Here is a 14136-nt window from a genome sequence, read left to right as displayed (position 1 = left end):
CCCTTATACTGTCGTTTTCGTCGCTAAAATTTGTGCAAGCATCGCCTCGGCAAAATCTGCACCTTCCTTTAAAATGACGTTCACTGGGCACGCATCACCGTAATGTGCATACACTTCACCGTGCTTCGGCGTGTAGCCAACGTCCGCTAGCTGCATCATGCCTAAATCCATCATCGAATCTCCCGCAGCGATATGCTTCGTATGCGGTAGCTCGCTTGCGACATATTGCACCGCCGCTTCTTTTGTAAGCGTAGACGGCAGCGCATAAAACTTGCGACCATGTAAATACGACGTCCAGCCTTCTGTCGCTAAATCGTCTTGAAACGCGCGTAAATCATCGTGTCGCAGCGCCGCTTCATCGACCGCAAGCATATAAAACAGCCCTTCCGTTTCGTATTCACGCAAGAAAAAATCGTGCGCCCGATGCGTTTGAAAGCGCGTCGTAAAATCTCGAATCGGTAACGCGTCTTTCATGCGTTGCTGCACAAGTGAATCCCACTGTGCATCACGTTTTCCGTCCTTGAATACGATGCCACCGTTTGCCATAACCGCATACGATGGAATGAGCTGCTGCTGGAAAAACGAAATGCGCTCATATTGCATTTGTGAGCGCGTCGTCACCGGAACGATGTGCGCGCTTTCCTTCAGCTCATGCAGCAACTTAATTTGCGTATGCGACATGAACGACTGCTCTTTTCCTTCAAACAACTCGACGCATTGTACGTCGCCTCGCTCGCCAATTGTACGATGTGAAAAAATGAGTGTGCGGTCTAAATCGGTCGTAAATAGCTTCATTTCATCACGTCCTTAATTAAGCCGCAGCACGAGTATTCCATCTGTTCATACACTTCAATCGGTACGTTACGCTCCGCTGCAAGCATGCGAATATGCGTTAAGTCGTTATCGTATTTTGGATTCACAAGAATTTTCCACGGCACGCGGCGAAGTAATACGCGCGTCGTCTCACCAACACCTGGCTTAATGTAATTCGTTTTTGCAATGTCGTACTTCTCTTTAATGACGTCAACTGACTGCATGCCGCGCCACGTCGGTGTACGATCCGATTGCAGCACGTCCTGTAGCGTCGTCTGAATGTCGTCTTTCACTGCATCAAAGTAGCTGCTTACCTCATCGACGTAATAATTCGACACGTCTTGCTCGGCAAACTCTTTATAATACTTCGCGCCGTGGAAGTCGCCCTCCTCGATAAACGCTGGATTCAGTACAGTGCGACTAACTAAGCCCGAAACCGTTGAATTTAAGCAAGCGGACGGAATTAAAAAGTCGTCTCGCGTGCCGTATACTTCAACGCAATGCCCTGGGTCAGCTAATACCGCTAAATCCGGATCAATACGGTTGTCTCGCTTCGCATTGTAATCGTTGCACGCCTCGACTAGCTCGCGCGTAATCGCTCCTTTACCGGTCCATCCGTCGATAAACTGAATGTTTGCCTGCTCATGATGCTCAAAAATGTAATCAATTGCCGTCTCGTCAATGCCACGGTCGCGCACAATTGAAATCGAGTAATGCGGCACCGTTACGTTGTAGACGTGCTGTATGTAACGTTTAATTAAAATGCCAATCGGTGTACCTGCACGCGCTAAGCTCACAAGAACGAGGTGGTCCAGCCCTCGATTTTGCACAATTTGCTCTGCGACAACACCTGTTGCAATTGCAATGCGCTGTGCATATTCCTTGAGCGTCGTATGGAATAGCTCCATATACTGCTCACCTGGCTGAAACTCGACTGGTAACATTTCCGCATAATGCGTGCCGCTTTGAATTAAATGCTCGCGCTCTGTCGTATCGCGCTCAATTTCAATATGACTAATGTCGCGCAATAAAAATACGACGTCCTTCTCACTGTAACTGCCTAATACATCTGGTTCATATTTCGTCTTCATGCGAATTACTCCCTTCCGTCTGCTAGCTGAATGATGGTGATATGTGGAATATGTGCTGCTGATAATGCGTCGATCAGTTGCTGTAACGCGCGCTCACTCGTCACACGCTCGAGGATGATGAACGCATCGTCGTAATGATTCATTGGAATGTTATATACGTAGTTTTGCACACCAGCATGCTCCGGGCTTTCAAACGTGTACTGATTGTAAATGTAGCTGTCTCGATGTGCGTAAATTGGACTTCTCGTTGTGGAATGATACGACACACCGTCACCGAGCAAGGTGGCAATGCGCATCGGAATGTACATAAATTCACCCGTCCCGAGCACGAGCGTTTTATTACCTCGTCGTAGCTGCTCGAATGTACGTTGCTCCGATGCAAGTTTCGTGCGAATGGATCTATCTACGTCCTTCGATAATCCGAAGCGCCCGCTGCCGATAAAGTACGGCGTGTAACAAATCGTATCGTCGTCTTGCTTTGATGGCTCGTTCATGTAATACGCATCACCTAGGTGAATCGTCTCGGTCGTAATCGTCGGTGTAAGTAGCTTCTCTGGAAAATGTGTAACGCGTTCTTCGGGTGCTTCGCCGCGAACAGTAATGCGACCTTCCAGCACGTTCACCTCTTCGATCATAATACCGTGTGCTGCCTCAAAATCACGGTACGCTTTTCGATGCTCGTCGCTGCGCCAATCTAAAATCGACACGATGACGAAACGCTTTTTATGTGGGAAGCGCGCGATAATTTGCGCAATAATATTTAAATTCGTCTGCCCAGTCGTTAGCTCATCATCAACGAGTGCAATTTGTGCATCGCCGTCGAAAAATGCGCTATTTTGCATGTACACGTTATGTGTCGTCGCATGCGAATGCTCCTCCTCAAACGTCGTCAACGGCGTTAAGTTAATCACATGCTCACGCGTCGTATGTACGTATTCGACGTCTCCCGTAAATGCATTGAAAAACGCATGTCCGAGCGCTGTCGCTGTTTCTGCAAAGCCAATTACTTTCATCGGCTCTGGTGCAATGACTGGCTGCTGCTCTAACGCAAGTAAGCTGTCGTGTAAGTTGTCGCGCGTCTTAATCGTTTCTGCTACTGCCTGCGCACGCACATCTGCTTTATGATGCACAATGTCCATGTAGCGCATCGCTAATAGCTGTCCGAGCAGCAAAGGAATTTGCGGCGGTAAGGCAATATGTTTCCCTAGCACGTTGCTAATGAATAAGAAGCTGCGTTTTTTATTAATACGCATCGCCATTTCAAATAGCTGTGATTCCTCAAAAGCGTACGGATTGTTCGTAATTTGTACATCGACATGCACTTGATTAAGAATCGAGTACTTTGTCATGACGAATCGCCTCCTCTAATAGTAACGAGCGGAAGTCCTCATTCGGATTGTATACACCATACGTGCGCGCGCGATGCATAATACGCTCTGCCCAGTGAAAATGCGGCTTCATTTCGTTCATTTTGTTATTGTACATACTTTTTTGTACACCAATTTGTCCGTCGCTATTTCGTAAAATGTTTTCAGCGTCCATATATTCTTCATGTGTCACGACGTACAATGCGTTCACTGGCAAAATGTGGGTCGGATGAATGATCGTCTTGCCGACAAGCCCGTTAATTTGGTCTAAAAACACCTCGCGCATTAAGCCGTCAACGTATTCGTTAATGAGCTGTTCGCGTGCTTCTAAACCAATTTGACCGTAGCGCATGCTAAACGGTGTTTCACGAAGCGTCGAACGGAACATGCGCGTTTTGTTCGTAAAGTATTCCCACACCGGGCCAGAAATGACGAATCGATGCTCGGTGCGATTTAAAATATTAATGATGTCCGCGATGCAATCACGCACAATCGTCACATCATAAATTGTTGAATCAACACGGCGACGAATGCCGAATAAGCCACAAAAATCCGTCGTGCCGATGCGTACATTTAACACGTAGTCATAGTATTCAATTAAAATTTCACGAATGGCGAGCAAGCTGTCAAAGCGGCGTTCTTTAAAAATGACGTCGTCGGACTCTAAAATTGGCATGCCGTACAGCGTGTAACCAAGCTCGTTTTGCGCAACGATTTGCTCAAAAAATGCTTTGCCATTTGTTTGACCGAACTTCGGAAATACGTAGCCCGTTAATACCGCTTGTGTATCGCCTAACGCTTCAATTACTTCTGCTAGCTGCTCTGGATTTCGAACGCGCACAAAAATAAGCGGCAAATCGTCAATCGTTAATATACCGTCGTCTATAAACCCTTGAAACTCCCGCATGTTCCCTATTAAAATATGAAACGCTTCCTCTAGCTCCTCATCACCAACCGCATCCTCTAAATCAATAATCATCGACGTTAAATACGGATGCTTTTTCATTAATACTTCTTGCGCTAAGCCGCGTCTCGTTGCTGGCATATACAAAGCACCGCCTAAACAATACGCTAAATCCTCGCGCGGTGTCAGCTTGTTAAACTGCATCGGCTGCTTAAAAAAAATCGCGTCATTTCGCTCTTCGTTGTATGAAAAAAAACGCATAAACTAATCTCCTTTCTGCTGTATATCACAATTTTACTACCCACATATTTACCCTATTTTCCCAAAAAACAAACTAACTAGTCTGCATGTATACAAAAAAGGTGATCCGTTTCCACGTATCACCTTTTCGCATGTTGTTAAACTGATAAGCCGTATGCACGCACGAGCGCCGCTAAACCACCTTGGTAGCCTGAACCGATTGCGTTAAATTTCCATTCCGCACCGTGGCGATATAGCTCACAAAATACGACCGCTGTTTCAATTGAGAAGTCCTCACCTAAATCGAAGCGCAACACTTCATAATCGTTATCTTGATTTACTAAGCGCGCAAATGCATTCGTCACTTGCCCGAAGTTTTGATTGCGCTGCTCGGCGTCGTGTATCGTTACCGTAATCGCAATGCGGTGCACATTCGCTGGCACTTGCGATAACTTAATCGTCACTTGCTCATCATCGCCATCGCCCTCACCTGTACGGTTGTCACCTAAGTGCGTCACTGAGCCATCTGAGCTTTGCAAGTTGTTATAAAAAATGAAATCGTTGTCGCTGCGACATTTCCCTGATTCATCTAATAAAAAAATGGATGCATCTAAGTCAAAATCTTGACCGCCGTCGAACGTTTTCACATCCCAGCCTAAGCCGATTACAATATTTTGAAGTGATGGATCATTTTTCGTTAAATCAATGCGTTGACCTTTGCTTAATTGAATTGCCATTGGAATGCCCCCTTGAATTTAGAAGAATATGTGCGCATTCGCTCTTCACGTCGAGGCAGGCTTTCCGCGGGCCCGGCGCAAGCCTCCTCGCTGTTCGTCCCTCACAGCTGTGGGGTCTTGACACTCGGGCTGTTCCCGCTGGAGTCCGCCTCTCGTTACGAGCTAGTCACCCCATTTACATTTCGTTTACTTCATTACAACAAATGTCGAAAAGAAAAATGTCGAGCGAGCGCTGGACATTTTTCTTGTTGTTATTAACCTACTTGTAAACCGAAATCGTTACATAATGCTGCTAAGCCGCCTTGGTAGCCTGAGCCGATCGCTGAAAATTTCCACTCGCCGCTATGACGATATAGTTCACCAACAACTAATGCCGTTTCGATTGAGAAGTCTTCACCTAAGTCGTAACGAATAACTTCTTCTCCTGATCCTTCATTTACAACGCGAATAAATGCATTTGATACCATACCGAAGTTTTGACCGCGTGCATCTGCATCATGAATCGTTACAGTAAATGTAATACGTTGAATGCTTGCCGGTACGTCATTTAACGCGATCACTACAGCTTCATCATCACCAGAGCCATCGCCTGTTAAGTTGTCGCCTGAATGCACAACTGAGCCGTTACCACCTGTTGTGTTGTTATAAAAGACGAAATCTGCTGGACCTGTTACTTTGCCGTCTTCACCTAATAAAAACACTGAAGAATCTAAGTCGAAAGCTTGCCCGCCATCATATTTATTCGTGTCCCAGCCTAAACCGATATGTACCTTCGTTAAGCCTGGATTTGTTTTCGTTAAATCTACCTTTTGACCTTTTGATAATGAAACTACCATGTAATGTTTCCTCCTTTAAATATGTTCATGTATTAACGGTAACGATTGATTACGCCACTTAAGCCGTCATCTGTCGTACCTGTTCCAATTGCGCCAAATTTCCACTCATTACCGTTGCGATAAATTTCGCCTGTAATAAGAGCTGTTTGCCCGCCATAATTATCCGTTAAGTTGTAACGTAAAAGCTCTTCATTATTCGCCGGATTTAACACGCGAATATACGCATTTTGAATCATGCCGAAATCTTGATTGCGCTTTTTCGCCTCGTAAATGTTTACGACAAATACTAATTTGTTATATTGAGTCGGTACAGCATTTAAGTCGATGAAAATTGTTTCATCATCCCCTGCACCTTCACCCGTTAAATTATCTCCTGAATGTTTCACAGAGCCATCTATACTTGCTTTGCGCCCGAAATAAACAACATCTTCCTGGTTGACTAAACGATCGTTTTGCAGCATGATTACCGATGCGTCACAGTCGACACTTGCGCCACCGCCACCACCGAACAAACCACCGCTTTTCTTTTGCTCAACAGGATCCCAGCCTAAGCCGACCTGTAAGCGCGAAAGACCCGCATTTCCTTTTGTTAAATCGATGCGTTGCCCTTTTTGCAAATTCACTACCACGAATATACAACTCCCTTACATGTGTAATTTGTTGCTATACTATTGCTTACGCTTTCACGCAAAAAAAGTTTCATTTTTCAAAAAAATTACTCCTTTTATTCATTATAAAAGTTCAAGCAAAATAATGCCAATTTGCGCCCCACAAAATTATAGCGCTTTCATGCTCACACAATTTTTAGAATTAACAAAATATTTTCATCATGGCAGTGGAAAATATGATAGAATAGTGCAACACGATTTTTAAGTTATGCGGAGGAATTGACTAATGGAAGTTGCAGAACCAAAAATGTTACAAGTGGAAAATGTGCTCATCGCTCATCATTTTTTAAAAGATGTCGTAGCGCACACACCGCTGCAACGTAACGATTATTTATCAGAGTTGTACGATGCGAACATTTACTTTAAGCGAGAAGATTTACAGCACGTGCGCTCATTCAAGCTGCGCGGTGCGTATTACAAAATTAAAAAAATCGAAAAAGATGCCCGTCCAGTAGGTGTCGTTTGTGCGAGTGCCGGCAACCACGCACAAGGTGTTGCGTACGCTTGTGCTCACCTACAAATTCAAGCGACGATTTTCATGCCAAAGACGACGCCGAAGCAAAAAGTAACACAAGTGCGCATGTTCGGACGTGAATTTGTCGAAATCGTTTTAGCAGGCGATACGTTTGATGAATCATCAACAGCAGCACAAAGCTATTGCGACGAGCACGGCAAAATTTTCATTCACCCGTTCGATGATGTCGACGTGATGGCTGGGCAAGGTACAGTCGCTGTTGAATTTATGAACGACATTGAAGCACCGATGGATTACGTGTTCGGCAGCATCGGCGGCGGTGGTTTAATGTCAGGCGTTGGCGCATACGTGAAAAGCTTGTCGCCACAAACGAAAGTAATCGGCGTCGAGCCAGCTGGTGCAGCAAGTATGCGCGCTGCATTCGAGCATAAAGAGCCAGTGACGTTACCACATATCGAAAAGTTCGTCGACGGTGCGGCAGTACAACGTGTCGGCAATTACACGTACAATGTGTGCCAGCACTATTTAGATGATGTCATTACCGTTCCAGAGGGCAAAGTATGTACGACGATTTTAGAGCTGTATAACAAGCACGCAATCGTTGCAGAGCCAGCTGGTGCATTACCAGTAGCAGCGCTTGATTTTTATAAAAATGACATTAAAGGTAAAACGGTTGTCATCATTATTAGCGGTGGTAACAACGACATCGGACGCATGCAAGAAATTAAAGAAAAGTCACTTATTTATGAAGGCTTACTTTACTACTTCATCGTCAACTTCCCACAACGTTCAGGCGCACTTCGTCAGTTTTTAACGTCTGTACTCGGACCGAACGACGACATTACGACGTTTGAGTATACGAAGAAAAACAACAAAGAAAGCGGACCAGCCCTTGTCGGCATCGAAGTATCGCACCCAGACGATTACCCTGGCTTACTAAAACGCATGGCTGAAAACGGCTTTGAATATAAAGAAGTAAATAACGATAGCACGCTATTTGCGCTGCTCGTATAACGATTAAAGGGTGTGTGAAAAGTCGAAACTTTTCACACACCCTTTTTCATATTATTTATCCAAGTAACGCGCGGTCGCTGTTCATCTTCTCGCCGCGAATTTTCTCAAACGCCGCCATTAAATCCGGAATCGTTAAGTTCGCCTTTTCCGCTTCACCAACTTCTAAAATAATTTGCCCTTTATCCATCATAATGAGACGGTTGCCGAGGTCGAGCGCTTGCTGCATGTTGTGCGTGACCATGAGCGTCGTAAGCGAATCTTTTTCCACAAGCTGCTTCGTAATGTTCGTAATCAACTCTGCACGCGACGGATCGAGTGCCGCTGTATGCTCATCTAATAGTAAAATTGACGGCTGTGTAAACGTCGCCATAAGTAGCGACAACGCCTGACGCTCACCACCTGACAGCATGCCGACTTTTGCGTTTAAACGATTTTCTAAATTGAGCGACAGCATTTCAAGCGCTGTACGGTAAATGTCTTTTTTCTTTTTGTTCACACCGAAGCCGAGCGTGCGCGTTTTCGTACGGTTATATGCAATCGCTAAGTTTTCCTCAATTGTCATAGACGGTGCTGTACCCGCCATCGGATCTTGGAATACGCGACCGATATGACGTGCGCGCTTGTATTCTGCATCACCCGTCACATTTTTGCCATTAATGTGAATTGTGCCAAAGTCTGGTGTAAGCGCACCTGAAATCATATTCATCATCGTGGACTTCCCTGCGCCGTTACTGCCGATAATCGTTACGAAGTCTCCTGGTGCTAAATGTAAATTAATATCACCGAGCGCCACCTTTTCGTCTGGTGTGCCTTCATTGAATACTTTATTAATGTTCGTTAATTTAAGCACCTGGATTCCCCCTTACTTTGTTGCGAAATTGCTCTTTTCGTTTTGCTTTACGTTTACGCTCTTTCATTTTCGCAAGCACTTGCGGTAAAATGAGCGCTAAAATAACGATGATTGCCGTAATTAATTTTAAGTCTGCTGCATCTAACCATTCGATGCGCAGCGCAATCGCTAATACGATGCGGTAAATAATCGCACCTAAAATAACAGCTAGCGTCGTGCGCACAATCGTTTTCGTACCAAAAATTGCTTCACCGATAATAACAGAAGCTAAACCGATGACGATCATGCCGACACCCATGCTCACATCTGCTGATTTTGAATACTGTGCAACGAGCGCACCTGAAAACGCCACAAGCGCATTTGATAAACCTAACCCTAAAATAATGTAGTTATCTGTATTTGCCGAGAAGCTGCGAATCATGCGCTTGTTGTCGCCTGTCGCACGAATCGCTAAGCCCATCTCCGTTTTTAAAAACCAGTCAACAATTACTTTAATACATAGCGTAATGACGATCATTAACACAATCGTACCTACCGTTGACGGAATCGCACCTGTCACAAAGCTGCTTAACATATTTTTAACGCTTTCATCAATCGGCAGCGTCGTCCACCATGAGCCAAATAAAGAGAAAACCGACTCTGTATTTAATAGTGGAATGTTTGGACGCGTCGCCGCTTCTGTCGTCGTCCCCATAATGCGTAAGTTAATCGAGTACAACGCAATCATCATTAAAATCCCTGATAATAGCGCATTAATTTTTCCTTTCGTATGCAGTAAACCTGTACAGCACCCTGCAATAAAACCGGCAACGATCGCTACAGATGTCGCAAGCAGTGGATTGTAGCCGAGCGTAATCATCGCCGCTGCAACTGCTGCCCCTGTTACGAAGCTACCATCTACCGTTAAATCTGGAAAGTCTAAAATACGAAATGTAATAAATACGCCGAGCGCCATAATCGCATAAATAATGCCGAGCTCGACCGAACCGAAAATTGCGGTAAACATATTGTTCCTCCTCTATTTTGAATGAATATATTGAACTGACGATGCGTTCATTTCGCCGTACGCTTTTTGCTTCACATAAAGAAAGGCAGCTCTGCTATATTTCACAGAACTGCCCTTTCGTTTATTGTAAAAGCTCCGCGCCCCAAGAGTCTTGAATGTCTAAACCTAACGTATCTGCTGTTTCTTTATTGATTAATAGTTTTAAGTTTTGCGGATATTGTACTGGTAAATCAGCTGGTGCTGCTTCACCTGTTAAAATTTTTGCAGCCATTTGCCCTGCTTCAAAGCCGATGTCGTAATATTCAAAGCCGTACGCTGCTAAACCGCCGCGCGCTACTGAATCAAGCTCGCCTACAAGAAGTGGTAATTTGTTCGTATTCGCTACTTCGATTACTGATTCTAACGCTAATACAACAGTGTTATCTGTAATGATGTAGAAACCATCTACTTTACCGACTAACGATTCGGCTGCTTGCTTTACTTCCGCAGACGTTGATACTGATGCTTCTTGAATGACTAAGCCAAGTGCCGCTGCTTTTTCTTTTACTTGCTTCACTTGCTCTACAGAGTTCGGCTCACCCGCGTTGTACACCATACCGATTGTTTTTAATTGTAACTTTTGTGCGAATGCTAACGTTTTGTCGATCGTTTCTGGATGTAAATCAATCGTACCTGTTACGTTACCACCTGGTTGCTCCATCGATTGAACGAGCTGTGCTGCTACTGCATCTGTTACCGATGTGAAAACGATTGGCTTTTCTGTCGTTTGTGCTAACGCCGCTTGTGCAGACGGTGTTGAGTTTGCGAAAATTAAATCAACGTCGCTGTTTACTAAGTTTTGTGCAATCGTTGTGTTTAAGCTGTTATCGCCTTGTGCAAGCTGTGCATCGTATTCTACGTTTAAACCAGCTTCTTCTAATGCTGCTTTAAACCCTTCGCTCGCCGCATCAAGTGACGGGTGCTCCATTAATTGTGTAATGCCGACTTTATACGTTTTTTCTCCTGTATCTGAAGACGAATCATCTGCTGCTTCGTCCTCTCCGCCACATGCTGCAAGTACTGTTATAACAGCTAGTAACATGAGCATGAGCGTCCATTTTGTTTTCTTCATTTATTTTCCCCCTTTTATTACGTTGAAGTGCTGAATTGTTTCAAGATAACGTTTATATTAATACTGAATTTTCTATCAGTCAACAACATTCTGAAATTTCCAACAGTTAAAATACATAGTGACTTCTTCTTTTATTCATTTGACGTCAGACGTGTGAAGCTTTACAATAAAGCCTTGTGTGTCAATACACCGTGGTTCGTAACCATCCCACGCAAAAAAACTAAGGAGAAATGAATATGAACACAAAATTTTTAGCAGTGAGCGGTATTATTGCAGCGTTGTACATCGCGGTAACAATGATATTTGCGCCACTATCGTTCGGAGCGGTGCAGCTGCGCTTTTCCGAAATGTTTAATCACTTAATCGTCTTTAGCCCGAAATACGGAATCGGTGTCGTCATTGGCGTCTTTATTTCGAACTGGCTATTTTCTAGCTTAGGTGTTGCCGATTTAATTTTCGGTGTCGGTCATACGATTATTACGTTCGTGATCGCGCTCATCATTTTTAAGTTTGTAAAAAATATTTGGGCTCGACTTGTCATGAACTCGCTGCTCTTTACGACGACGATGTTTATTATTGCGTATGAGTTAAATCTCGTCCTTGAGCTGCCATTTTTCGCAACGTGGCTGTACTTAGCAATTGGCGAGTTTATCGTCCTTGCCATTGGTATGCCGATTATGTATACGTTAAATAAACGTTTATCATTTGAAAACATGATGAAATAGACTGCGTTAGGCGGTCTTTACATAGGAAAGGAGCTGTGCGAAATGTATTTTTCGAACAGCTCCTTTATCATTTTATCCAATCTGTTGATTAGCAGAAGCGTGTTGCGGCTCGCGTCCCTCGGGCTCGGCGCACGCTCCTTACTATTAACATGTAGCATTTATTTTCAGCGTTAATTGTATAAAAAGGGCTCTTCACCATAACTTGGGGTTGCTTTTCACGTCGAGGCAGGCTTTCCGCGGGCGCGGCTCAAGCCTCCTCGTCGTTCGTGCCTCACGACTGCGGGGTCTCGAGGCTCGCGCTTTTCCCGCTGGAGTCCGCCTCTCGTTTCAAGCAACTTTTATACGTCAACCCCAGCTTACGGTGATGAACCATAAAAAGGCTAATCAACAACCTAGTCATTTTACAACTGCATCGGGTATAGCGTGTTTAATTCTTCACGCAGCTTCGCCTTTAAAAACTTACCGACAGACGTTTTCGGAATTTCCTTTAAAAATACAACATCATCTGGAATCCACCATTTCGCAAACTGCGTCGATAAGTATTCTAAAATTTCCTCCTTCGTCACTTCTGCACCTTCGTGTAGTACGACGCATGCAAGTGGTCGCTCCTGCCAGCGCACGTGTGGAATCGCAATTACTGCCGCTTCGAAAATTGCTTCATGTGACATGAGGGCGTTTTCGATATCTACAGAAGAAATCCATTCGCCGCCTGATTTAATTAAATCTTTCGTGCGATCCGTAATTTTAATGAGCCCGTCTTTCGTACGCACTGCGATGTCGCCTGTGTATAACCAGCCGTCGCGGTACACATCTAACGTGCGCTCGTCGTTGTAGTACTCGTGTGAAATCCACGGACCGCGAAGACGTAGCTCTCCCATCGTCTCACCGTCCCATGGTACTTCTCCGTCCTCGTTTACGATGCTTGATTCAACGCCCATTACGGTCATCCCTTGCGTCGATAATGCGTCTGCTAATTCTTCTTCAGAATAATCGTCCATCCATGATTGCTTCGTGCCGAGTGATACGATTGGCGTCGTCTCGGTCATACCGTAAGCAATTGTGTACGGAATGTTAAACTTCTTCTCAAACGTGCGAATAAGCCCTTTTGGCGATGCCGAGCCGCCCGCAAAAATTGTACGTAACGACGACATATCGCGCGTTTCTTTTTCTAAAATTTGCTGCACGCCGAGCCAAATTGTCGGCACGCCTGCTGTTACCGTTACGCGATGCTGTTCGATTAAGTCAACAATTAAGCCGGTCGTAAATTGTGGTCCAGGTAATACGAGTGTTGCGCCAACATTGACACTCGTGAACGGTAAGCCCCATGCGTTTACGTGGAACATCGGTACGATTGGTAACACTGTATCACGCTCGCAAATACCCATCGAGTCAGTCGCCGCTTGCATTAAGCTATGTAAGTATAAACCTCGGTGCGTGTACACAACGCCTTTAGGATTCCCTGTCGTCGCTGATGTGTAGCACATGCCCGCTGGTAAGTTTTCATCTAAATCTTCCGGGAATTCGAAGCTTTCGTCAGCTTCTGCTAATAGCTGCTCGTACGACATCGCGTTCGGTAATGTCGTTTCAAGCGTTTCATCATCTGTCATAACGATGTAGTGCTTCACTGTCGTTAACTGATCTTGAATGCCTTCGATAATCGGCAATAAATCAACATCAATTAATAGCACTTCATCTTGCGCATGATTAATGATGTAAATTAAATGTTCCTCCGATAAACGAATGTTTACCATATGTAAAATCGCGCCTGTACATGGCACAGCGAAATATGCCTCCAAATGGCGATGCTGATTCCATGCGAACGATCCAATTTTTGTCCCCTTTGTCATGCCGAGCTTCGTTAATGCGCTCGCTAATCGACGTGTACGCTTTGCCCACTCCCCATATGTAAGCTCGTGCGTTACTGTGTCACTTGTTCGTGAAATAATTTTTTTATGCGCAAAGTACGTTTCTGCACGCTTTAAAAAAGACGTTAATACTAGTTGCGTGTCCATCATGACGCATTCCTCCCCTGATTTGTAAATTCCCCTTTATTTGAATATTTTGTTAATATCCTTTCTCGATTATACAAAATATTGCTACATCAAGCAATTTTCTTTTTTAAAAATAATAAAATATATCGTTATCGTGTAATGAAGTACATCGTTCATTTTCTTTTTTTCGTCCATGTTAATATGATATAGACGTGTATAGTGCTTTTCACAACAGTATTTGACGTATTATGCATAGCGATCGCGAGACACGATTATTTTTTTACACGCTCATGTCATGTTGCATTACT

At 44.4% G+C, this 14136-nt stretch carries 13 protein-coding genes and 1 riboswitch; of the genes, 2 read left to right on the top strand and 11 right to left on the bottom strand.

All coding sequences use genetic code 11. The features are described 5' to 3' along the window. Window positions 1-3 precede the first annotated feature (3 nt). The 7 genes from A6K76_RS13800 to A6K76_RS13770 form a co-directional block, all read right to left on the bottom strand. Window positions 4-795 (bottom strand): HAD family hydrolase, encoded by a 792-nt coding sequence (locus tag A6K76_RS13800; RefSeq protein WP_066466102.1) that lies wholly within the window; start codon window positions 793-795, stop codon window positions 4-6. Further along, window positions 792-1904 (bottom strand): cysteine protease StiP family protein, encoded by a 1113-nt coding sequence (locus A6K76_RS13795; RefSeq protein ID WP_066466100.1) that lies wholly within the window; start codon window positions 1902-1904, stop codon window positions 792-794. Before A6K76_RS13795 ends, A6K76_RS13800 begins: the two co-directional genes overlap by 4 nt. 5 nt (window positions 1905-1909) lie before the next feature. Continuing rightward, window positions 1910-3253, bottom strand: a complete 1344-nt coding sequence (locus A6K76_RS13790; protein ID WP_066466099.1) for a phosphoribosyltransferase family protein — start codon at window positions 3251-3253, stop codon at window positions 1910-1912. Beyond that, the gene (locus A6K76_RS13785) at window positions 3231-4436 is read right to left on the bottom strand and encodes an HpcH/HpaI aldolase/citrate lyase family protein (protein WP_066466097.1); all 1206 of its coding nucleotides are present in this window, start codon (window positions 4434-4436) and stop codon (window positions 3231-3233) included. Before A6K76_RS13785 ends, A6K76_RS13790 begins: the two co-directional genes overlap by 23 nt. Window positions 4437-4573: 137 nt before the next feature. Beyond that, the gene (locus tag A6K76_RS13780; protein ID WP_066466092.1) at window positions 4574-5152 is read right to left on the bottom strand and encodes a TerD family protein; all 579 of its coding nucleotides are present in this window, start codon (window positions 5150-5152) and stop codon (window positions 4574-4576) included. A 254-nt stretch (window positions 5153-5406) separates the two neighbouring features. Continuing rightward, the gene (locus A6K76_RS13775; protein WP_066466091.1) at window positions 5407-5988 is read right to left on the bottom strand and encodes a TerD family protein; all 582 of its coding nucleotides are present in this window, start codon (window positions 5986-5988) and stop codon (window positions 5407-5409) included. A 32-nt stretch (window positions 5989-6020) separates the two neighbouring features. Next, window positions 6021-6617, bottom strand: coding sequence for a TerD family protein (locus tag A6K76_RS13770; RefSeq protein WP_066466090.1), 597 nt, complete (start codon window positions 6615-6617; stop codon window positions 6021-6023). 265 nt (window positions 6618-6882) lie between these two features. Between A6K76_RS13770 and ilvA the strand changes: the two genes are divergently transcribed. After that, on the top strand, window positions 6883-8145 hold the full coding sequence (gene ilvA / locus A6K76_RS13765) for a threonine ammonia-lyase IlvA (RefSeq protein ID WP_066466089.1): 1263 nt from the start codon (window positions 6883-6885) through the stop codon (window positions 8143-8145). Between the two features lie 55 nt (window positions 8146-8200). Here the strand turns inward: ilvA and A6K76_RS13760 are convergent, their stop codons facing one another. The 3 genes from A6K76_RS13760 to A6K76_RS13750 form a co-directional block, all read right to left on the bottom strand. Further along, a complete protein-coding gene (locus A6K76_RS13760) occupies window positions 8201-8995 on the bottom strand; it encodes an ABC transporter ATP-binding protein (protein ID WP_066466088.1) in 795 nt (264 codons plus the stop codon). Beyond that, complete coding sequence (locus A6K76_RS13755) at window positions 8988-10001, bottom strand: ABC transporter permease (protein WP_066466087.1); 1014 nt, start codon at window positions 9999-10001, stop codon at window positions 8988-8990. The genes A6K76_RS13760 and A6K76_RS13755 overlap by 8 nt, the downstream gene beginning before the upstream one ends. A 121-nt stretch (window positions 10002-10122) precedes the next feature. After that, on the bottom strand, window positions 10123-11112 hold the full coding sequence (locus A6K76_RS13750) for an ABC transporter substrate-binding protein (protein WP_066466086.1): 990 nt from the start codon (window positions 11110-11112) through the stop codon (window positions 10123-10125). Window positions 11113-11297: 185 nt separating this feature from the next. Then, a riboswitch (PreQ1 riboswitch) is annotated at window positions 11298-11342 on the top strand. Window positions 11343-11348: 6 nt separating this feature from the next. Here A6K76_RS13750 and A6K76_RS13745 point away from each other — a divergent pair. Continuing rightward, window positions 11349-11837 (top strand): QueT transporter family protein, encoded by a 489-nt coding sequence (locus A6K76_RS13745; RefSeq protein ID WP_066466082.1) that lies wholly within the window; start codon window positions 11349-11351, stop codon window positions 11835-11837. A gap of 401 nt (window positions 11838-12238) precedes the next feature. Here A6K76_RS13745 and A6K76_RS13740 read toward each other — a convergent pair whose 3' ends face one another. Next, window positions 12239-13852: a long-chain fatty acid--CoA ligase gene (locus A6K76_RS13740; protein WP_066466081.1), complete on the bottom strand. Its 1614-nt coding sequence runs from the start codon at window positions 13850-13852 to the stop codon at window positions 12239-12241. Window positions 13853-14136: the final 284 nt, after the last annotated feature.

The organism is Caryophanon latum (genome assembly GCF_001700325.1).
In the GTDB taxonomy this organism is placed as follows: domain Bacteria; phylum Bacillota; class Bacilli; order Bacillales_A; family Planococcaceae; genus Caryophanon; species Caryophanon latum.
This window is presented reverse-complemented; position numbering and strand designations above follow the sequence as displayed.